The organism is Streptomyces durmitorensis (assembly GCF_023498005.1).
In the GTDB taxonomy this organism is placed as follows: domain Bacteria; phylum Actinomycetota; class Actinomycetes; order Streptomycetales; family Streptomycetaceae; genus Streptomyces; species Streptomyces durmitorensis.
On the sequence record NZ_CP097289.1, the window covers coordinates 2,287,595 to 2,307,618 of the forward strand.

17 protein-coding genes are annotated in these 20,024 nt (G+C 71.5%); 6 read left to right on the plus strand and 11 right to left on the minus strand.

Features of this window, described 5'->3' with window-relative positions; all coding sequences use genetic code 11:
* Nucleotides 1-30 precede the first annotated feature (30 nt).
* From M4V62_RS10470 to M4V62_RS10485, 4 genes are read right to left on the minus strand one after another with little or no spacing between them, the layout of a single operon-like run.
* Nucleotides 31-1,818: an FAD-dependent oxidoreductase gene (locus M4V62_RS10470; protein WP_249586968.1), complete on the minus strand. Its 1,788-nt coding sequence runs from the start codon at nucleotides 1,816-1,818 to the stop codon at nucleotides 31-33.
* Nucleotides 1,815-1,952: a hypothetical protein gene (locus M4V62_RS10475; protein ID WP_249586969.1), complete on the minus strand. Its 138-nt coding sequence runs from the start codon at nucleotides 1,950-1,952 to the stop codon at nucleotides 1,815-1,817. The genes M4V62_RS10470 and M4V62_RS10475 overlap by 4 nt, the downstream gene beginning before the upstream one ends.
* Nucleotides 1,949-2,275 (minus strand): (2Fe-2S)-binding protein, encoded by a 327-nt coding sequence (locus M4V62_RS10480; protein ID WP_249586970.1) that lies wholly within the window; start codon nucleotides 2,273-2,275, stop codon nucleotides 1,949-1,951. The genes M4V62_RS10475 and M4V62_RS10480 overlap by 4 nt, the downstream gene beginning before the upstream one ends.
* Complete coding sequence (locus tag M4V62_RS10485) at nucleotides 2,272-3,450, minus strand: NAD(P)/FAD-dependent oxidoreductase (RefSeq protein ID WP_249586971.1); 1,179 nt, start codon at nucleotides 3,448-3,450, stop codon at nucleotides 2,272-2,274. Before M4V62_RS10485 ends, M4V62_RS10480 begins: the two co-directional genes overlap by 4 nt.
* A gap of 131 nt (nucleotides 3,451-3,581) precedes the next feature.
* Between M4V62_RS10485 and M4V62_RS10490 the strand changes: the two genes are divergently transcribed.
* The 3 genes from M4V62_RS10490 to M4V62_RS10500 all read left to right on the plus strand — a co-directional run bounded on the left by M4V62_RS10490 (nucleotide 3,582) and on the right by M4V62_RS10500 (nucleotide 6,437).
* Nucleotides 3,582-5,024 (plus strand): aminopeptidase P family protein, encoded by a 1,443-nt coding sequence (locus M4V62_RS10490; RefSeq protein WP_249586972.1) that lies wholly within the window; start codon nucleotides 3,582-3,584, stop codon nucleotides 5,022-5,024.
* A 170-nt stretch (nucleotides 5,025-5,194) separates the two neighbouring features.
* The gene (locus M4V62_RS10495) at nucleotides 5,195-5,938 is read left to right on the plus strand and encodes a polysaccharide deacetylase family protein (protein WP_425575006.1); all 744 of its coding nucleotides are present in this window, start codon (nucleotides 5,195-5,197) and stop codon (nucleotides 5,936-5,938) included.
* A gap of 43 nt (nucleotides 5,939-5,981) precedes the next feature.
* Complete coding sequence (locus tag M4V62_RS10500) at nucleotides 5,982-6,437, plus strand: SRPBCC family protein (protein ID WP_249586973.1); 456 nt, start codon at nucleotides 5,982-5,984, stop codon at nucleotides 6,435-6,437.
* Between the two features lie 223 nt (nucleotides 6,438-6,660).
* Here M4V62_RS10500 and M4V62_RS10505 read toward each other — a convergent pair whose 3' ends face one another.
* The 6 genes from M4V62_RS10505 to M4V62_RS10530 form a co-directional block, all read right to left on the minus strand.
* Nucleotides 6,661-7,875 (minus strand): FAD-dependent monooxygenase, encoded by a 1,215-nt coding sequence (locus M4V62_RS10505; RefSeq protein ID WP_249586974.1) that lies wholly within the window; start codon nucleotides 7,873-7,875, stop codon nucleotides 6,661-6,663.
* Between the two features lie 108 nt (nucleotides 7,876-7,983).
* Nucleotides 7,984-9,141, minus strand: coding sequence for an XdhC family protein (locus M4V62_RS10510; RefSeq protein ID WP_249586975.1), 1,158 nt, complete (start codon nucleotides 9,139-9,141; stop codon nucleotides 7,984-7,986).
* 39 nt (nucleotides 9,142-9,180) lie between these two features.
* Nucleotides 9,181-10,659, minus strand: a complete 1,479-nt coding sequence (locus M4V62_RS10515) for an NCS2 family permease (protein WP_249586976.1) — start codon at nucleotides 10,657-10,659, stop codon at nucleotides 9,181-9,183.
* 297 nt (nucleotides 10,660-10,956) lie between these two features.
* Entirely contained in the window at nucleotides 10,957-13,347 is a 2,391-nt protein-coding gene (locus tag M4V62_RS10520) for a xanthine dehydrogenase family protein molybdopterin-binding subunit (protein WP_249586977.1), read from the minus strand.
* A gap of 2 nt (nucleotides 13,348-13,349) precedes the next feature.
* Complete coding sequence (locus M4V62_RS10525) at nucleotides 13,350-13,943, minus strand: (2Fe-2S)-binding protein (protein ID WP_249586978.1); 594 nt, start codon at nucleotides 13,941-13,943, stop codon at nucleotides 13,350-13,352.
* Nucleotides 13,943-14,833, minus strand: coding sequence for an FAD binding domain-containing protein (locus tag M4V62_RS10530; protein ID WP_249586979.1), 891 nt, complete (start codon nucleotides 14,831-14,833; stop codon nucleotides 13,943-13,945). Before M4V62_RS10530 ends, M4V62_RS10525 begins: the two co-directional genes overlap by 1 nt.
* 349 nt (nucleotides 14,834-15,182) lie before the next feature.
* Between M4V62_RS10530 and M4V62_RS10535 the strand changes: the two genes are divergently transcribed.
* Together M4V62_RS10535 and M4V62_RS10540 are read left to right on the plus strand one after the other, a co-directional pair.
* Complete coding sequence (locus M4V62_RS10535) at nucleotides 15,183-16,883, plus strand: PucR family transcriptional regulator (protein ID WP_249586980.1); 1,701 nt, start codon at nucleotides 15,183-15,185, stop codon at nucleotides 16,881-16,883.
* A gap of 154 nt (nucleotides 16,884-17,037) precedes the next feature.
* Entirely contained in the window at nucleotides 17,038-17,799 is a 762-nt protein-coding gene (locus M4V62_RS10540; RefSeq protein ID WP_249586981.1) for a hypothetical protein, read from the plus strand.
* A gap of 230 nt (nucleotides 17,800-18,029) precedes the next feature.
* Here M4V62_RS10540 and M4V62_RS10545 read toward each other — a convergent pair whose 3' ends face one another.
* Nucleotides 18,030-18,812, minus strand: coding sequence for a GntR family transcriptional regulator (locus M4V62_RS10545; RefSeq protein ID WP_425575005.1), 783 nt, complete (start codon nucleotides 18,810-18,812; stop codon nucleotides 18,030-18,032).
* 135 nt (nucleotides 18,813-18,947) lie between these two features.
* On the opposite strand from M4V62_RS10545, the gene M4V62_RS10550 reads away from it, so the two are divergent.
* Nucleotides 18,948-19,808 (plus strand): (2Fe-2S)-binding protein, encoded by an 861-nt coding sequence (locus M4V62_RS10550; protein ID WP_249586982.1) that lies wholly within the window; start codon nucleotides 18,948-18,950, stop codon nucleotides 19,806-19,808.
* Nucleotides 19,809-20,024 lie beyond the last annotated feature (216 nt).

The following is a 20,024-nucleotide window of genomic DNA, read 5'->3' on the forward strand; positions in this document are numbered from 1 at the left end:
GTGCAGTGCGCGTGCGGTACGGAGGTGTGGCTAGGAGGGACCCTCGGCGTCGGCATCGACATCGGCATCGGCGTCGACATCGGCTTGGGCGGCATCGTCGGCGGTCCGTGCGAGCACGCCGAGGGGTACCGGACGGGCGAAGGGCCGCCGCGCGGAGCCCTCTTGGCAGCCGGCGAGCCCGGCGACGGCGGCCGAGCACATCCGACCCTGGCACCAGCCCATGCCGGCCCGGGTCAGGAGTTTCACGGACCGCGCGTCCGTGGCCCCGAGCTCGTCGACGGCCTCGCGGACCGCCGAGGCCGGGACCTCCTCGCAGCGGCAGACGAGGGTGTCGTCGCGGAGCTGCTCGGCCCAGTGCGCGGGCGGCACGTACACGGCGGCGAGCGCGGCCCCGAACTCCCGCATCTTTGTACGTGACTTGGCGGCGGCGGCCCATGCGCGCGGGTCGGGCGTGCGGCCCCGGAGCCGGGCGGCGGCCGAGCGTCCGGCGATGTGTCCCTCGGCGAGCGAGAGTGCGGCTCCGCCGATGCCGGTGGTCTCCCCCGCGGCCCAGACGCCCGGGACGTCGGTGCGCTGCTCGGCGTCGACGGCGACGTTCAGGCCCTCGACGCGGCAGCCGAGCCCCTCGGCGAGATCGGTGTGCGGCAGCATGCCGTGCCCGACGGCGAGGGTGTCGCAGGGGATGTGCCGCTCGGTGCCGGGCCTGACGCGCCCCGCCGAGTCGAGCGCGGCGATGGTCACCGCTTCGAGCGCGTCCTTGCCGTGCGCTTCGACGACGGCGTACCGCGAGACCAACGGAACACGGTGGCGCAGCAGTTGACCGGCATACCGCGCCCCCTCGACGAGCTTGTCCGGATGGGCGGCGAGGGTGACCGCCTGCCGCGCGAAGGCCTTCGGGTCGGCGGACTCGACCAGGGCGGCCACTTCGGCCCCGGCAGCCGCGAGCCCGGCGGCCACGGGCATGAGCAGCGGCCCGCTCCCGGCCACGACGGCGATGCGCCCCGGAAGCACGAGACCTCCCTTGAGCATGGCCTGCGCACCCCCGGCGGTGACCACACCGGGCAGGGTCCAGCCGGGGAAGGGCAGAACCTTCTCGTACCCCCCGGTCGCAAGCAGCACGGCGTCGGCGCGCACGGCCACGGACTGCTCCTGGCCGGGCCCGAGGAGGGCATGCACCGTGAAGCGAGGACCACTGGGGTCGGGCACGGCGTACGAATCCGGGGCGGGGGCTGCGGCCTCGGCCTGACCGGGCGCCGCTACGGACGGCCGCGGGCCGGACGGGTGCGCCGCAGCACCACCCGGCACGGCGGACGCCGCGGACGCAGCCAGGGTGGAAGTCGCCTCCCCGACCCCCTCGTTCGCGCTCCCGCCAAGCCGCTGTCCCTCGGACGCACACGCCCTATCACCGCCCGCCGCACCAGAGGCCTGTACGCCAGACGCCCCTTCGACCCGCTCGCAGGACCCAGATGTCTCCGGCCGCTGCGGCTGCGCTCCGCCGAAGTGACGCTCTACGAACCAGACATGATGCTCCGTCAGGTGCATGATGCGGCCCGCCGCGATCTCTTCCGCGAGCCCGTCCCGCAGCCGTTCCCACGTCCGCCACTGGTGATGCAACGCCTTCGGGCGCCGCGCCCCGAGCGCCCCGGCGGGCTGACGGTAGAACTGGCCGCCCGCCTGCGCGGCCGAGTCGAGCACCGTCACCCGCACACCACGCCGAGCCGCGGCGAGCGCCGCCGCGAGGCCCGCGGGGCCTGCTCCGATCACGGCGAGCGCGCCCGTACGGGCCGTGCCTGCGGACACATCTGCCGCCGCCGTCACCGGCCACCTCCCGTCGGCCGCTCACCGCAGGGCAGGCTGCCGTGCCTGCCGCCCCACTCGCCGCGGGCCGGACCGGCGTGCGGCGGCCCGACGGGCCCCGCTCCGGCCACGGCGAGCACCCGAGAAGCACTCATCGCCACTCCCCCGCCTCCCCGCCGTGACCTCTTCCGTGCTGCGTCCGGATCTCGTCGCCGGGCGTGGCCGGGAGCAGGCAAGCCCGTTGGTTCGGCCGCCCGTTGACCTCCACCAGACAGTCGAAGCAGACGCCGATCCCGCAGAAGACTCCCCTCGGCTCGCCCTCGCGTCGCGTGGTGCGCCAGGCGGTGATGCCCGACGACCAGAGCGCTGCGGCCACCGTCTGGCCCGGCAGGGCCGGGATCTCGCGGCCGTCGAACGTGACGGTGTGCGGTGGTTCCGGGTGGGCGCGGACCAGGTTCAGCGGGGTGCGTTTGCTCATGACGCCTCCTGGGGCGGGCGGTCGGCGAAGCGGTCGGGGCGGAACGGGGTGAGGTCGAGGTCCGGGGTCGCACCGCTCAGGACCTGGGCGATCAGGTGGCCCGTCCCCGCGGCAAGGCCGATCCCCGCCCCCTCGTGCCCGCAGGCGTGGATGAGCCCCGGCACCCGGGCGTCGGGGCCGACGGCGGGCAGGTGGTCCGGCATGTAGGGGCGGAAGCCCACGTACGCGCGCATCGCGCTGACGCCCTCCAGGAACGGGAAGAGCCGGGTCGCCCCCGCCGCGAGGGCCCGCATGACCGGCAGCGAGAAGGAGCGGTCGAAGCCGACCCGTTCGCGGCTCGCGCCGATCAGGATCGGCCCCGCGGCCGTGCCCTCGACCACCGGCGACGTCTGGAGCGCGGCGGATCCGCTGGCCACGTCGGCCACGTAGTCGGCGGCGTACACCTTGTGCCGGACCATGCGCGGCAGCGGTTCCGTGACGAGGACGAAGCCGCGCCTCGGCAGCACGGGCAGGTCGGCTCCGGCGAGGGCGGCGAGATCGCCGCCCCAGGTGCCCGCGGCGTTCACGACGTACGGGGCGTGGATCTCCCCCTGGTCCGTGCGGACCCCGCGCACCTCGCCGCCCGCGGTCCGCAGCACGGCCGTGACGGTGCAGCGCGTACGGAGCCCTGCCCCCAACGCCCGCGCCATGCGCACCAGTTGGGCCGCTGCCAGGGACGGCATCACCTGGCAGTCCTGCGGGTAGTGGACGCCGCCCGCAGTGCCGGGGGCGAGGTGCGGCTCCAGTTCGTACAGTTCGTCCGCCCCGACGGCCCGCGCGTCGACCCCGGCTTCGCGCTGCCCGGAGGCGAACTCCCCCAGCGCGGCGAGCCCTTCACCGGATGACGCCACGACGACGCCGCCCTTGGCCTCGAACTCGATGCTCGCGCCCACGTCTTCATCGGCCGCCAGCTCTGTCCACAACCGGGCGGAGAGCAGGGCCAGTTCGAGCTCGGGGCCCGGTTCCTTGTCGGAGACGAGGATGTTCCCCTCGCCGGATCCCGTCGTGCCGCCGGCCACGGGACCGCGGTCCACCAGGACGACGGACAGCCCGGCCCGCGCCGCGTACAGGGCACAGGCGGCGCCCACCATCCCGGCGCCGACTACCACAACATCGCAGGTCAGCCGCTTTGTCACGCCAGTACTATGTCACATGTTCCCTTACGGGCCAAGGGTCTCTACGCTGGCGGAACCGCCACCGAACGCTGACGGAACCGCCATCGAGCACTCCGCCACGAGCCCCGAACGGGGAGGAAAAGGTGAACCCCATGGCCAAGTCCAAGGTGCGCAAGAACGGCCTCTACCCCGAGATCTCCGACGAGCTCTCCGCCCTGATGAGGACCGGCTGGGCCGACACCGAGCAGCGCGACCTGCGCCCGGCCGAACAGGCCCCGCACGCGGCCCGCCGCCGCGCCGCCCTGTCCGCGCTGTTCCCGGGCGAGCGCCTGGTGATCCCCTCGGGGAAGCTCAAGACCCGCTCGAACGACAGCCATTACCCCTTCCGCCCGTACTCCGCGTACGTCCATATGACCGGCGACCAGGCGAGGGACTGCGCCCTGGTCCTCGAACCGCGCACCGGAGAGGACGGCGGCCACGACGCGCACCTCTATCAACTCCCCCGTGACAGCCGGGACAGCAACGAGTTCTGGATCGGCATGACGGCCGAGCTGTGGATGGGCCGCAGGCGCAGCCTCGCCGAGTCCGAGCTGCTCCTCGGCCTGCCCTGCCGTGACGTCCGCGACGCCCCCGCCGAGCTCGCCGCCTCGCCCGACGTGCCGACCCGCATCGTGCGCGGCCACGACGCGGCGCTCGAAGCGGCCGTGTCGACCGACGAGGAGCGCGACGCCGAACTGGAGGAGGCGCTCTCCGGCCTGCGCCTGGTCAAGGACGACTGGGAGATCGGCGAGCTGCGCAAGGCGGTCGACTCCACGGTCCGCGGATTCACCGATGTCGTAAGGGAGTTGGCCACCGCCGTCGCCACGTCGGAGCGCTGGATCGAGGGCACCTTCTTCCGCCGCGCCCGCCTGGAGGGCAACCACATCGGCTACGGCTCGATCTGCGCGGCGGGCGAGCACGCCACGATCATGCACTGGGAGCAGAACGACGGGCCCGTGCGCCCCGGCGAACTCCTCCTCCTGGACGCGGGCGTGGAGACCCACACCCTCTACACCGCCGACGTCACCCGCACCCTCCCCATCGACGGCACCTTCACGCCGCTCCAGCGCAAGATCTACGACGCGGTGTTCGAGGCGCAGGAGGCGGGCATCGCCGCGGTGAAGCCGGGCGCCGCGTACCGCGACTTCCACGACGCCGCGCAGCGGTACCTCGCGCACAAGCTCGTCGAATGGGGCCTCCTCGAAGGCGACCCGGAGCGGGTCTTCGAGCTCGCCCTGCAACGGCGCTTCACCATGGCGGGCACGGGCCACATGCTCGGCCTCGACGTCCACGACTGCGCCCAGGCCCGCACCGAGGAGTACGTCGGCGGCGTACTCGAGGAGGGCATGGTGCTCACCGTCGAGCCCGGCCTGTACTTCCAGCCGGACGACCTCACCGTGCCCGAGGAGTACCGGGGCATCGGGGTCCGCATCGAGGACGACATCCTCGTCACGGCCGACGGCAACGAGAACCTCTCGGCAGGTCTGCCGCGCGGTGCCACGGCGGTCGAGGCCTGGATGAGCGGCCTGGCGGGCGGCCTGGCGGGCGGCCGCTAGAGGGCACATACCTCCTGACCACGGGCCCGGGGCGCGTCTCGGGGACCCCTCTATACACACCGCGTATACACGCTATGTATAGTGCGGGCATGCCTGCTGCGAAAAACACCATGCTCGCTGTGAAAAGCAAGATGAAGCGATCCGCCCAAGGGTTCCGTCACGCCTCTGTGATGACGGTCATGACCTCCGCGGTCATGACCGTCGCCCTGACGGGATGCACCAAGGTGGACACCACATCGCCCAGTTCCGCCCGCAAGGACGCGGCGGCCGCGAGCCTCAAGAGCCAGGCGCGGCTCGGCACGGTCGACTGCCGCAAGGCGAAGTGCGTGGCCCTGACGTTCGACGCGGGGCCGAGCGAGAACTCGCCGCGGCTGCTCGACATCCTCAAGGAGGAGAAGGTGCCCGCCACCTTCTTCCTGCTCGGCAAGAACCACATAGCCAAGCACCCCGAGCTCGTGAAGCGCATGGCGGCCGAGGGCCACGAGGTGGCGAGCCACACCTGGTCGCACAAGATCCTCACCGACATCACGCCGGACGAGGCCCGCGAGGAACTGCGCAAGCCCAACGAGGCGATAGAGAAGCTGATCGGCCACAAGCCGACGCTGATGCGCCCGCCGCAGGGACGCACCAACCCCGACGTGAACGAGATCTCGCGGAAGGAGGGCCTCTCGGAGGTCCTGTGGAGCGTGACCGCCAAGGACTACACGACCAACGACTCCGCCCTGATCCAAAAGCGCGTCATCGATCAGACCCAGCGGGACGGCATCATCCTGCTGCACGACATCTACAAGGGGACGGTGCCCGCGGTGCCGGGCATCATCGACGAGCTGAAGAAGCGCGGCTACGTCTTCGTGACGGTGCCCCAGCTGCTCGCGCCGGGCAAGGCCGAGCCCGGGAAGATCTACCGGCCGTAGCCGGCCTACGGGCTTCTGTGCCGCGGCCTGCCAGGATCGCCGTATGGCTCTCTTCCGTATCGACCGGGAATCGTCCCTGCCCGCCGGCGAGGTCTGGCGCCGGCTCACCGCGTGGGAGCGGCACGCCGACGTGGTCCCGCTGACGCGGGTGACCGTCCGGACGCCGCCGCCCAGCGGCGAGGGGACGGTGTTCGTCGCCCGCAGCGCGCTCGGTCCCGTCGGCTTCGACGACGTGATGGAGGTCGTGACATGGCGCCCGGCCACCGATGGCGGGGGCCTGTGCCGGCTCGAGAAGCGGGGGTCGTTCGTCACCGGGTGGGCCGAGATCGAGGTGTCACCCCGGGCGGAGGCCGGTTCGGCGGTCGCCTGGCGGGAGGACCTGCGCGTGCGGTGGCTGCCGCGGATCTTCGACGGGGTGCTCGTGGCCGCCGCCCGGTGGATGTTCGGGCGGGCGGTGGACGGGCTGCTCTCCTCTCCCCCGCCCCGCCCCTTCGTGTGACGGGGGGCTCACGAACGGGGGCGCACGCCCCGGCCCGTGGTCAGACGGGGCGGGGCAGGTCGGCCTCGCTGCCGGTGTCGGCGGGGTCGGCGGGGTCGGCGGGGTCTTCGAGTTCGAGGCGCTTGATGTCGCCCAGGCCCTTATGCCGTCGGGGAGTTCGCGCCGCCCCGCGGAGCGCGCACCTGAGTCCCGCACCTGAATCCCACGATGTCAGTCCCGCGGCTCAGTCCCGCGAAGCCTGCGCCCGTCCGTGCAGCGTCCGCGCGACCCGCGGCCCCAGCCACCGCTTCATCCTGCGCAGCGGCTCCAACTGCTCTGCCGCGCGGTCGATTCGGTAGTACAGCTGCGGCGGGATGTGCGGGAGCAGCGGCGAGTGGCGCTGGCCGAGGAGCGCGAACATCTGGGCCGGGTCGAGGCCGATGTAGCGCGGCAGGTTCTCGTACCACTGGGCGCTGTAGCGGGCCGCGCTCTGGACGGACAGGAGGGCGGACCTGCGCTCCCGCTCGTAGCTCGCGAGGGCGGGGGCGAGCTCCGGGTTCCCCCGCAGCGCGCCCGCGAGGGCCATCGCGTCCTCCAGGGCGAGCGTCGTGCCCGCGCCGATGGAGTAGTGCGTGGTGTGCGCGGCGTCGCCGAGCAGGACCACGTTGCCCCGGTGCCACGTCCGGTTGGTCAGCGTACGGAAGTTGAGCCACTGCGCGCTGCCGTCGGACTGCGCGCGGCCGATCAGGCGGTGCCCGTCGAGCGGTCCCGCGAAGAGCCGCTCCAGGAGGGCGAGGCCTTCGGCCTCGCTCGCCTCGTGCAGGCCGAGGCCCGTCCAGGTCTCCGGGGAGCACTCGAAGACGCAGGTGCTCCGCTCGTCGCTGAAGCGGTAGCCGTAGCACCAGATCCAGCCGTGCGCACTCTCCACGAAGGCGAAGGTGAAGGAGTCGAAGACCTTGGTGGTGCCGAGCCAGATGTACTTGTTCCGGCCGAGTGCGACCTCCGCGCCGTAGTGGTCCGCGTGACGCTCGCGCAGCACGCTCCTGACGCCGTCGCCCGCGACGACCAGATCGGCATCGGGCAGCTGGGCCGCGTCCGTGATCTCGCTCTCGAACTCGACGCGTACGCCCAGGGACCGGGCCCGCGTGGCGAGGATGTCGAGCAGCCGGTGGCGCCCGATGCCGTGGCCCTCGTCGCCGTGATTGACGGTCGTGCGGTCGCCGACGTACGCGATGCCGTCGCTCCAGCGGACCGAGTGCTCGCTGATGGCGCGCGCGGACTCGGGGTCGCCTGCGCGGAGCTTCTCCAGGAGGCCGCCCCAGTAGGTGACCCCCCAGCCGTACGTCGACCCGGCCGGGTTCCGCTCGTGGACGGTGATGTCGTGGGACGGGTCCTGCCGCTTGAGCAGGATCGAGAGATACAGGGCGGCGGGACCGCCGCCGACGCAGGCGACCTTCACACATGCTCCCATTGCGTCACAAAGTGGTCATTTTGTGACGCAACGTAGCAGGAATGAGGGGCGAGCCCGTGGACCTCGGGCGGCGGATCCCGGAGACGCGGAGGGACGTCAGGCCACGGACCCGATACGCCCCGCGGGACGCCGCGAGCCGTCGTGGTGGATCGGCGTGTGCGCGCCGGTCAGCGATACGCCGCTGCCGCCCCGGCGGTTCGCGACGATCTCCGCGGCGATCGAAAGGGCCGTCTCCTCCGGGGTGCGCGCACCCAGATCGAGGCCGATGGGCGAGCGGAGGCGGGTCAACTCCAGTTCGCTGACGCCGACTTCACGGAGCCGGTCGTTGCGCTCCAGATGCGTGCGGCGCGATCCCATCGCGCCCACGTAGGCGACCGGCAGACGCAGGGCCAGTTCGAGCAGCGGCACGTCGAACTTGGCGTCGTGGGTGAGCACGCAGAGGACGGTGCGCCCGTCGACCTCCGTCCGCTCCAGATACTTGTGCGGCCACTCGACGACGATCTCGTCGGCGTCGGGGAAGCGCGCCGCCGTCGCGAACACGGGCCGCGCGTCGCAGACGGTCACGCGGTAGCCGAGGAACGTGCCGACCTTGACGAGCGCCGACGCGAAGTCGATCGCGCCGAACACGATCATGCGGGGCGGCGGGACGCTCGACTCGACGAGGATCGTGAGCGGCTGCCCGCAGCGCGAGCCGTCCTCCCCGATCTCCACCGTGCCGGTACGGCCCGCGTCCAGCATGGCGCGCGCCTCGCCCGCCACGGTGCGGTCGAGCTCGGGATGTCCGCCGAGCCCGCCCTCATGAGCGGCGTCGGCGTCCGAACGTACGAGAAGAGCACGGCCCACGAGTTCCGCGGGTCCGGCGGTGATGCGGGCGACAGCCGCGGCCTCGCCCGACGCGGCCGCGGCGAGCGCGGCGGCGAGAACCGGCCGCGCGGCACAGTCCGCGCGGACCGGGGTGACGAGGATGTCGATGATGCCGCCGCAGGTCAGACCCACGGCGAAGGCGTCCTCGTCGCTGTAGCCGAAGCGTTCCAGAACGCTCTCGCCGTCTTCGAGTGCCTGCTGGCACAGGTCGTAGACGGCGCCTTCCACACACCCGCCGGAGACGGAGCCGATCGCCGTGCCGTCGGAGTCGACGGCCAGGGCCGCACCGGGCTGCCGGGGCGCGCTGCCGCCGACCGCCACCACGGTGGCGACGGCGAAGTCGCGTCCCTGCTCGACCCACCGGTTCAACTCTTCGGCGATGTCCAGCATGTCCGTCTCCTTACGGGTGTGTGGTTACAGGATGGGCGGCTACTTGACGCCCATCCAGTTCTCGATCGGATGGAGCGCGAAGAAGGCCAGGAACACGAGCGCGAGCACCCACATCAGCCAGCCGATCTCACGGACCTTGCCCTGGGCGGCCTTGATCAGGACGTGGGCGATGACACCGGCCGCGATACCCACCGTGATGGAGTACGTGAACGGCATCAGGACGGTGGTCAGGAACACCGGAATGGCGGTTGCCTGGTCGGTCCAGTCGATGTGCCGGGCGTTGCTCAGCATCATCGCGCCGATGACGACGAGGGCGGCCGACGCGACCTGGGTCGGGATGAGCTGGGCGAGCGGGGTGAAGAAGAGGCACAGCGCGAAGGCGAGGCCGGTGACCACGCTCGCGAAGCCGGTGCGCGCGCCGTCGCCGACGCCCGCGGTGGACTCGACGAAGACCGTCTGGCCGGAGGCCCCGGCGAAACCGCCGACGACGCCACCGGCACCGTCGATCGCCAGGGCCTTGTTCAGACCCGGCATCTTGCCGTCCTTGTCGGCGAGGTTGGCCTGCTGGCCGATACCGATGATGGTGCCCATGGCGTCGAAGAACCCGGCGAGGACCAGGGTGAAGACGATGACGCCCACGGTGATGGCGCCGATGTCGCCGATACCGCTGAAGGACACCTCACCGAAGAGGCCGAAGTCGGGCGACGAGACGACGGAGCCGCTCAGCTCCGGGGCGTTGAGGCCCCAGTCCTTCTGGCTCATGCCCGCGACCTGGTTGACGATCGCGGCGAACACGGTGCCGCCGACGATGCCGATGAGGATCGCGCCCGGGACCTTGCGGACCTGGAGCAGGAAGATCAGCAGGACGGTGACGGCGAAGCAGAGGACGGGCCAGCCCATGAGCTTGTCGTCGACGCCCAGCTGGATCGGCTTCGAGTACATGTCGCCGTGCTTGGACGGCATGGAGGTGACGAAGCCCGCCTGGACCAAGCCGATCAGCGTGACGAACATGCCGATGCCCATGGTGATGGCGTGCTTCAGCGCCAGGGGGATCGCGTCCATGATCAGGGTCCGCAGGCCGGTGAGGACCAGCAGGATGATGATGGCGCCGTAGATGATGCACATCGCCATCGCGTTGCCCCAGGTCATCTCCGGGGCGACCTGGAAGGCCATGACGGCGGAGACGCTGAGCCCCGCCGCGAGGGCCAGTGGCACATTGCCGAGGAGCCCCATGACGATGGTGGTGGCGGCCGCCGCGAAGACGGTGGCGGTGGTCAGCTGATCACCGTCGAGCCGGTGTCCGGTGGCATCGGGCACCGAGAGGATCACGGGGTTCAGAAGGATGATGTAGGCCATCGCCATGAAGGTGGTGATGCCGCCACGCACCTCCCGGCCGACCGTCGATCCTCTGTGGGTTATGTGGAAATACCGGTCGAGCCAGGACCTGCCGGCCGGGACGCGTGAGCCGTTGCCCGCGTCCTCTGCCGTGGTCTTCGGCTCCGTTGACTGCTGGGTCATGGTGCCTAACTCCCAAGGTTCAAAGGGGCACCCGCAACAGGCTGTTTCATAAAGGGTTGGCCTGTGGAGACTGCGGGATTTGGGATGGTGCGTTTGGCTGCACGACCCGGGGGACGGCCCGAGACGAACTGGGGCTCCGAAGAGCGTGGGTGCTGCGTCGGTACTGCTTCGGTACTGCGCTGACCGCGAGCGGTGCGGTAGCGGTACTGGCGTTCTCCGGGCGGCGCGGGCGACAGGAAGTGTGACGTTCCGCGGGAGGCACGCGCCGCCCGGAGAGATCGTGGGATCAGGTGCCGGTCAGGTACCCGTGAGGTGTTCCGGACGTACCGGCGTCCTGTTCAGCTCCAGACCCGTCGCGTTCCGGATCGCCGCGAGGACGGCCGGGGTCGAGGAGAGGGTCGGGGCCTCGCCCATGCCGCGAAGGCCGTAGGGCGCGTTCGGGTCGGCCAGTTCGAGCACGTCGACCGGGATGGTCGGCGTGTCGAGGATGGTCGGGATGAGGTAGTCCGTGAAGGAGGGGTTGCGCACCTTCGCGGTCTTCGGGTCGACGATGATCTCCTCCATCACCGCGACGCCCAGGCCCTGGGTGGTGCCACCCTGGATCTGGCCGACCACGGAGAGCGGGTTGAGCGCCTTGCCGACGTCCTGGGCGGTGGCCAGTTCGATGACCTTGACCAGGCCGAGCTCGGTGTCCACCTCGACGACCGCGCGGTGCGCGGCGAACGAGTACTGGACGTGGCCGTTGCCCTGACCGGTCTTCTTGTCGAAGGCCACGGTCGGACGGTGCCGCCACTCGGCCTCGACCTCGACGCTCTCGCCTTCGAGCAGCTCGGCCAGGTCCGCGAGGGCCTCGCCGCCGTCGGTGACGACCTTGCCGCCCTCCAGGAGGAGTTCGGCGGTGGCCCACGCGGGGTGGTACGAGCCGTACTTGCGGCGGCCGATCTCCAGGACCTTCTCGCGGACGAGCTCGCAGGAGTTCTTGACCGCGCCACCGGTGACGTACGTCTGACGGGACGCGGACGTCGAACCGGCGCTGCCCACCTGGGTGTCGGCGGGGTGGATGGTCACCTGCTGGACGCCGAGTTCGGTGCGGGCGATCTGCGCGTGGACGGTGATGCCGCCCTGGCCGACCTCCGCCATCGCGGTGTGCACGGTCGCGACCGGCTCGCCGTTGATGACCTCCATGCGCACCTTGGCGGTGGAGTAGTCGTCGAAGCCCTCGGAGAAGCCGACGTTCTTGATGCCGACCGCGTAGCCGACACCGCGGACGACGCCTTCGCCGTGCGTGGTGTTGGACAGTCCGCCGGGCAGCGCGCGGACGTCCGCGCCCTCGCTGGACTCCCACTGGCGCTCGGGCGGCATCGGGCGTGCCTTGACGCGGCGCAGGATCTCGGCGACCGGGGCCGGCGAGTCGACCGGCTGTCCGGTCGGCAGGAGCGTGCCCTGCGACATGGCGTTGAGCTGGCGGAACTCGACCCGGTCCATGCCCACCTTGTCGGCGAGCTTGTCCATCTGGGCCTCGTAGGCGAAGCAGGCCTGGACGGCGCCGAAGCCGCGCATCGCGCCGCACGGAGGGTTGTTGGAGTAGAGGGCGATCGCCTCGATGTCGACGTCCTCGATCGCGTACGGACCGACCGACAGGGACGAGGCGTTGCCCACGACCGCCGGGGATGCCGACGCGTAGGCGCCGCCGTCCAGGACGATCTTGCACTTCATGTGCGTGAGCTTGCCGTCCTTGGTGGCGCCGTGCTCGTAGTAGAGCTTCGCCGGGTGGCGGTGCACGTGGCCGAAGAAGGACTCGAAGCGGTTGTAGACGATCTTGACCGGCTTGCCGGTGCGCAGTGCGAGGAGGCAGGCGTGGATCTGCATCGAGATGTCCTCGCGACCGCCGAACGCGCCGCCGACGCCGGAGAGCGTCATGCGCACCTTCTCCTCGGGCAGGCCGAGGACGGGGGCGATCTGTTCGAGGTCCGAGTGCAGCCACTGGGTGGCGACGTACAGGTCGACGCCGCCGTCCTCGGACGGTACGGCGAGGCCGGACTCCGGGCCGAGGAAGGCCTGGTCCTGCATGCCGAAGGTGTACTCGCCCTTGACGATGAAGTCGGCCTTCTTGGCGGCCTCTTCGGCGTTGCCCCGGATGATCGGCTGGTTGTGCACGATGTTGGGGTGCGGGACGTGCTCGATGTACTCGTCGCTGCGGCCCTCGTGCACGAGGACGGCGTCCGGAGCGGTCGCCGAGGCCTCGTCGGTGATGACGGGCAGTTCCCTGTACTCGACCACGATCTTCGCGGCGGCACGGCGTGCGGTCTCCGGGTGGTCGGCGGCCACGAGGGCGACCGGCTCACCGTGGTGACGGACCTTGCCGTGCGCGAGCACCGGGGTGTCCTGGATCTCCAGGCCGTAGTTCTTCATCTCGGCCGGCAGGTCGTCGTACGTCAGGACGGCGTAGACGCCGGGCGTCTTGAGCGCCTCGACGGTGTCGATCGAGACGATCTCGGCGTGCGCGACGGTGCTGCGGAGCGTCTGGCCCCAGAGCATGTCCTCGTGCCACATGTCCGAGGAGTAGGCGAACTCGCCGGTGACCTTCAGGGTGCCGTCCGGGCGGAGCGTGGACTCGCCGATGCCGCCCTTGTTGTGCTTCTGGGTGACTTCGGTGGGCGCGCCCGTGGTGGTCTTGGTTCCAGCCATGATCAGACCGTCTCTTCCTGACGGGCGGCCGCCAGGCGGACCGCGTCCAGGATCTTCTCGTAACCGGTGCAGCGGCAGAGGTTGCCGGAGAGCGCCTCACGGATGTCGGCGTCCGACGGCGAGTCGTTGCGCTCGAGCAGTTCGTCGGCCGCGACGAGGAGACCGGGGGTGCAGAAACCGCACTGGACGGCGCCGGCGTCGATGAACGCCTGCTGGATCGGGGAGAGTTCGCCGCCCTCACCGGTCTGGCCGTCGGTGCCCTTGGCCTGCCACTGGCGGGCCTCCTGGAGGCTGGTGCCGCCGCAGACGGAGCCGCAGGCGCCGCCCGGGTGGGAGTCCTCGCGGTGCTTGGCGTAGTCCGCCAGGCCCTCGACGGTGACGACCTCTCGGCCCTGGACCTGACCGGCGGCGACCAGGCACGAGCACACCGGTACGCCGTCCAGGCGGACGGTGCACGAACCGCACTCGCCCTGCTCACAGGCGTTCTTGGAGCCCGGAAGGCCCATGCGCTCACGCAGGACGTAGAGAAGGGACTCGCCCTCCCAGACGTCGTCGGCTTCCTGCTGACGGCCGTTGACCGTGAAGTTCACGCGCATTATGCGACTCCCTCAGTGCTGCGGCCGTTGCCGCGGTACGACTCCCAGGTCCAGCCGAGCGTGCGGCGGGCCATGATGCCTACGGCGTGCCGGCGGTAGTTCGCCGTGCCGCGGACGTCGTCGATCGGGTTGGCGGCACCGGAGGCGAGCTCCGCGAACTGCTTGGCGATCGAGGGGGTGATGATCTTTTTGCTGTCCCAGAAGCCGCCTTCTTCGAGCGCCGCGTTCAGGAACTCCTCGGCTGCCTTCGCCCGGATCGGGGTCGGGGCGGCGGAACCGATGCCGGTCCGTACGGTCCGGGTCTCGGGGTGCAGGGCGATGCCGAAGGCGCACACGGCGATGACCATCGCGTTGCGGGTGCCGACCTTCGAGTACTGCTGCGGGCCGTCCGCCTTCTTGATGTGGACGGACTTGATCAGCTCGTCGGCGGCGAGCGCGTTGCGCTTGACACCAGTGTAGAAGTCGTCGATCGGGATGAGGCGCGAGCCGCGTACGGACTCCACCTCGACCTCGCAGTCGGCGGCGAGCAGCGCCGGGTGGGCGTCACCGGCCGGGGACGCCGTGCCGAGGTTGCCGCCGACGCCGCCGCGGTTGCGGATCTGCGGGGAGGCCACCGTGTGCGAGGCCAGCGCGAGACCGGGGAGCTCCGTGCGCAGCTCCTCCATGATCTGGGTGTACGGAACCGAGGCGCCCAGCTGGACCGTCTCCTCGCCCACCGACCACTCGCTCAGCTCGGCGACGCGGTTGAGGTCAAGCAGGTACTCGGGACGACGGTGGTCGAAGTTGATCTCGACCATCACATCGGTGCCACCCGCAATCGGCACAGCGGTGGGGTGCTCGGCCTTTGCGGCGAGCGCCTCCTCCCAGCTGGCGGGGCGAAGGAAGTCCATGAGGCTCTCTTCTTCTTCGTGGGTCATTCGCTTCGGGGGACTTCGTTCCGGCCACTCGGGCCATTCGTCCCTCGACTGCTCGTTCATGTGCTGTTAACGCGGAGTGGGGCAAGTACACCGCCCCGCCGTCCACTGCGGTCAGTCACCGAAACCATGAAGGAGTTGGCTGGCCAAGGCGCGCGTCTTGTAGATTCGTATGAAGAACGGGCCTCAGCAACCTCGCGGAATCCCCCTGGAAACCGGAGGCACCCCAGGACACGAGGGGCCCGGGTCGACTCTTGGCGACACAGAGTCGACAGACCTGGACTGTCTGTACATCCCATTCGAGACAAGATCGGCGGCGACCACCATGCGGCTGCGCGCACTCCTTGACACCGACGCGCTGGGCCTGCGGCTGCTCGGCGGTGAGGAAGAGCTCGACCGCACCGTGCGCGGTGTGATGACCACCGACCTGCGCGACCCCAGCCGCTACCTCGCGGGCGGCGAGCTGGTCCTGACGGGCCTCGCCTGGCGCCGCGACGCATCGGACACGGAACCCTTCGTACGCCTCCTCGCGAGCGCCGGGGTGGCGGCCCTCGCGGCGGGCGAGGCCGAGTTGGGCGACATCCCCGACGACATCGTCGAGGCCTGCGCGCGGCACCGCCTGCCCCTGTTCGCCGTGAACGAGCGGGTCGCCTTCGCGACGATCACCGAGCACGTCGTCCGGCAGGTCTCCGGCGAGCGGGCCGGTGATCTGGCGGCCGTCGTCGACCGGCACCGCCGCCTGATGACCTCGGGCCCGACGGGCGGCGGCCCCGACGTCGTCCTCGACCTGCTCGGCACCGACCTGGACCTGCGGGCCTGGGTCCTGTCCCCCGCGGGCCGCGCCATCGCGGGGTCGAGCGCGGCGGGCCCCGCCCTCTCCACGGCGGTGTGCGCGCGCCTGGCGGCCGAGCACCTGGCCGCCGCCCGCACGGGGCGCCGTGGCCCGCACCGGGTCCAGGTGGACGGCACGGCGTACTCCCTGTTCCCCATCCGGAGCAGTGGGCGCGGTTCGGCTTCCGCAGCGACCGCGGCGAGCACGGCGGCCCTGCGTGACGTGCGCGAGACGGTCCTCTCGGACTGGCTCCTGGCGGTCGAGGCGGACGCGGGCGACTGGCCCGAGGAGCGGCTCGACCTGCTCCAGGGCGTCACCCAGCTGATCGCGGTGGAGCGCGACCGGCGCGACGCCGCCCGCACGGTGCGGCGCAGGCTGGCCCAGGAGGTCCTCGAACTGGTCCAGACGGGCGCGGCCCCTGCGGAGATCGCGGCGCGCCTGCGGGTCGCCGCCCCCGTGCTCCTTCCGGGCCTGGGCGCGGCACCGCACTGGCAGGTCGTGGTGGCCCGCGTCGAGTGGGACGGCGGCGAGATCGAGGGCGGCCCCGTGGCCCAGTCCCTCCTGGAAGAGATCCTCGTCGACCCCCTCTCGTCGGGCCCCGAACCGTCCGACCGCATCGCGGTGGCCCATACGGGTGACGAGGCGATCGCGCTCGTCCCGCTGCCCGCGGTCTCCGCGGAGCACGACGGCTCGGAGACGGGCCTCCTTGCCGACTCGCTCCTGGAGTCCGTCCGCGACCCGCTCTCCGCGGGCCTCGACGGCGACGGACGCCTCACGCTCGGCGTCAGCGCGTCCGTGCACTCGGCGGAGGGCCTTCGCGGCGCCCTGGAGGAGGCCCGGCACGCCCGCCGGGTCGCGGCGGCGCGTCCGGGGCGGGTCTGCGCGGCGGGCCACCAGGAGCTGGCCTCGCACGTCCTGCTGTTGCCCTTCGTCCCGGACGACGTGCGCCGGGCGTTCACGGCCCGGCTCCTTGACCCGCTGCGGGACTACGACCGGCGCCACCGGGCGGAGCTCATTCCCACCCTTGAGGCGTTCCTCGACTGCGACGGTTCGTGGACGCGGTGCGCGGCCCGTCTCCACCTGCACGTCAACACGCTGCGCTACCGGGTGGGCCGTATCGAGCAGTTGACGGGTCGTGACCTTTCGCGGCTCGAGGACAAGCTCGATTTCTTCCTGGCACTGCGGATGAGCTGACACGGGCGACCTCGGTCAAACCCCTTTCATGGCCCGCCCTTTGTGAATTCTTTCACCCAGCCCCTTGGCCGGGTGCGCCGATCCATGCTGAGATGCGCCCACGACTCAACAGCTCAATGGCGTGCTCGGGGAGGGCAACGTGGCGCATACCGCCATGTCTGGTTCCGGAACGACTGCAGGGGACGATCCACTCCAGACCGCGGTATGGCGGCTGCGCTCGCGCGGCTGTTGGACCGACGCGGCCGCGCTGCTGGCCTCACGAGAGGGGCCCGCGGCAGCGCTCCAGAGAACCTCACTCCTGGTGGAGCGGTGCCTGTTCACGGGAGAGGGCTGGGCCGAGGCGGAGGACGGACTGCGTACGGCGGAGGCGCAGGCCGTGGAGGACGACGACCGCGGGGCCGCGGCGTGCGAGCGCGGTCAGCTGGCGTACGCGTCCACGGTGCTCGCCGTGCGGGACCGGGCGGACGAGGCGCGTACGGCGCTGGGGCGGGCCGCGGCACTGCTTGCCCCGAACGCTTCGGGGCGGCCTCTCCTCGACTTCCGCCGGGGTCTGATCGCGGAGCACATCGCGGACTCGCCCCAGGCGGCGCGGGCCGCCTACCGGCGGGCGCATGCGGGGGCGACGGCGCACGCGGATCCCTTGCTGCTCTCCTTCACCTGGCGTCACTTGGCCGGACTGGCCCTGCGGGAGGGCGAGTTGGCGGAGGCGCGGCACGGGTTCGCGGAGTCGCTGCGGATCAGGGAGGAGCTGGGGTATCTGGTGGGTACGGCGCCTGCGCTGGCCGCGTTGGCCGACGCGGAGCCGGAGCCCGAGGCGGGTCGACTTCGGGCCGAGGCGGCGCGGCTGTTCCGGTTGATGGGTGGGGTGCCGGCGTGGCTGGCGCAGCAGTTGAGTCCGCCGGCGCCGGCGGCGTGAGGTAGGAGCGGTTACTTTTCCCCAACCCCACCCCTTCCCGAAAACCCGCTCGGCGCGGGGGCCTTGCGTACCGTCATCACCGGCTTCGCCGCGTTCGTCCTCAATCGCCGGACGGGCTAGAGATAGCCCGTCCGGCGATTGAGGACATCTTGTCGGGGGTCCAGGGGGCGGAGCCCCTTGGTTTCGGGAAGGGGCGGGATTGGGGAAGCCCCGCAGGGAACCGCCCGAACCTAGCCCCCCGCCCCCGCAAAGTGCTCCCGCACCAAGGTCTGGACGACCCCGAGGTCCTGCACCGCCAACGCCTCGAGCAGAGCCATGTGCTCCGCCGCGTCAGCGACGAGGTCCGCGCGGCGGGCATGGACGGGACCGCTCACGAGGGGCCACTGCGACCGGCGGTGCAAGTCATCCGCCACCTGCACCAGCTGCTGATTCCCCGAAAGGCCGAGCACCGCCCCGTGAAACGCCCGGTCCGCCTCCGCGTACCGGGCCAGGTCCCCGCCCGCCGCCGCCACCGCACTCGCCTCGGCCAGCGGCCGCAGCTCGCACCACCGCGCCGCGGGCACCGTACGGGCCAGGCGGAGCATCACCGGCACCTCGATCAGCGCCCGCACCTCCGCGAGTTCCCCCAGCTCGCGCGCGCTCCGCTCGGTGACACGGAAGCCGCGGTTCGGTACGACCTCCACCGCCCCCTCGATCGCCAGCTGCTGCATCGCCTCGCGCACCGGAGTCGCCGAGACCCCGAAGCGCTCGCCGAGCACGGGCGCCGAGTACACCTCGCCCGGCGCGAGGTCGCCCCCGACGAGCGCGGCGCGCAGGGCGTCCAGGATCTGTCCGCGGACCGAGTTCCGCCGCACCGTCTTACGGGGCGCGGGCACCGCCGCTCCCGCCGCTTCCCCGTGGGTGTGCTCACCACGGGCCGGGGGCGGGGCCGGGGCCGGGGCCGATGAGGCCCGCACCTGCTCCGGTACACGGACGGCGAGGCGGTACGCGTCATGCGCTCTGGCCTGCTCCACGAGGTCCACCCCAAAGTCCGCTCGGTCCGAAAGGTACGAGAGGCACCATAGGCGGACAGCCCCGCAGTTGAAACCTCGATCATTCCGGGTAAGGTTAGGCTTACCTGCAATCGATCGCGATTCGGTGGTCCCCCTATGTCCGTTCCCACCCTGGCCAAGCGCGCCCCGAGCGCCCTCGCGGACGCCTACGCACGCCTCACCGAGGTGTTCCCCGGACTGCGCGTGACTGAGCTCGACGACCTCGGCGAGTACGCACAGGCCCCACAGGGCGGCGGCTGGGTCACCGCCTCCCGGCTCGCGGAGGGCGGGGCCGACCTCGACGCCTTCATGGCGTGGGACGAGTCACAGGTACTGAAGGACTACGGACAGGCGGGGCGTCCGGACGTCATCGCCAGCTTCGCGCTGCACCGCTACGCCTGGCCGGCCACCCTCCTGATCACCATGCCGTGGTTCCTGCACCGCCGCGTGCCCCGCTATCCCGTACAGAACGTCTCCTTCCAGCGCACCCTCGGCCGCCTGGCCGTCCGCAGCACGGGCTTCGCCTGTCTGCCCGATGATCCGGCCGCCTCGCTGCCCGGCGCCCGCGTCGTGCCGGACGAGGAGGCGCTGCGCGGGGAGGTGCGGGCCGCCGTCGCCGAGCATCTGGGACCGCTCCTGGACGCCTTCGGGCCCCGGATGCGGCGCCGTTCGCGCGCCCTGTGGAGCGTCGCGACGGACGAGATCGTCGAGGGGCTCTGGTACATCGCCCATCTCCTCGGCGAGGAGCAGCGCGCCACGGCCGAGCTCGAACGGCTGCTTCCGGGCGCCACCAAGCCGTACGTGGGGACGGCGGGCTTCCGTGAGCTGCGGGGGCCGAACGGCGAGTCCCTGCCGACGCGTGACCGCGCGAGCTGCTGCATGTTCTACACGCTGCGCCCCGAGGACACCTGTGTGACCTGCCCGCGCACCTGTGACGCGGAGCGCGTCGAGCGCCTCAGTGCCGCCGCGGCGGCCTGACCGGAGCCCCTCTCCCCGCCGAAAGCGCAACCCCTCCCCCTTGAACCACCCTTTCGTGTTCGTTTAATCGAACTCAACTCCCCCTTCCGGGCCTTGAGTTCGAGCAAAACGGCGCGCGCCGCACCCCTTTGCACCCCCCTTGGCGTTCTCTTGCCCCGAAACCCCTCTGGGGGCCATCGGGATTGGGCCACTATTGCGCCCGAACGCCCTACCGCG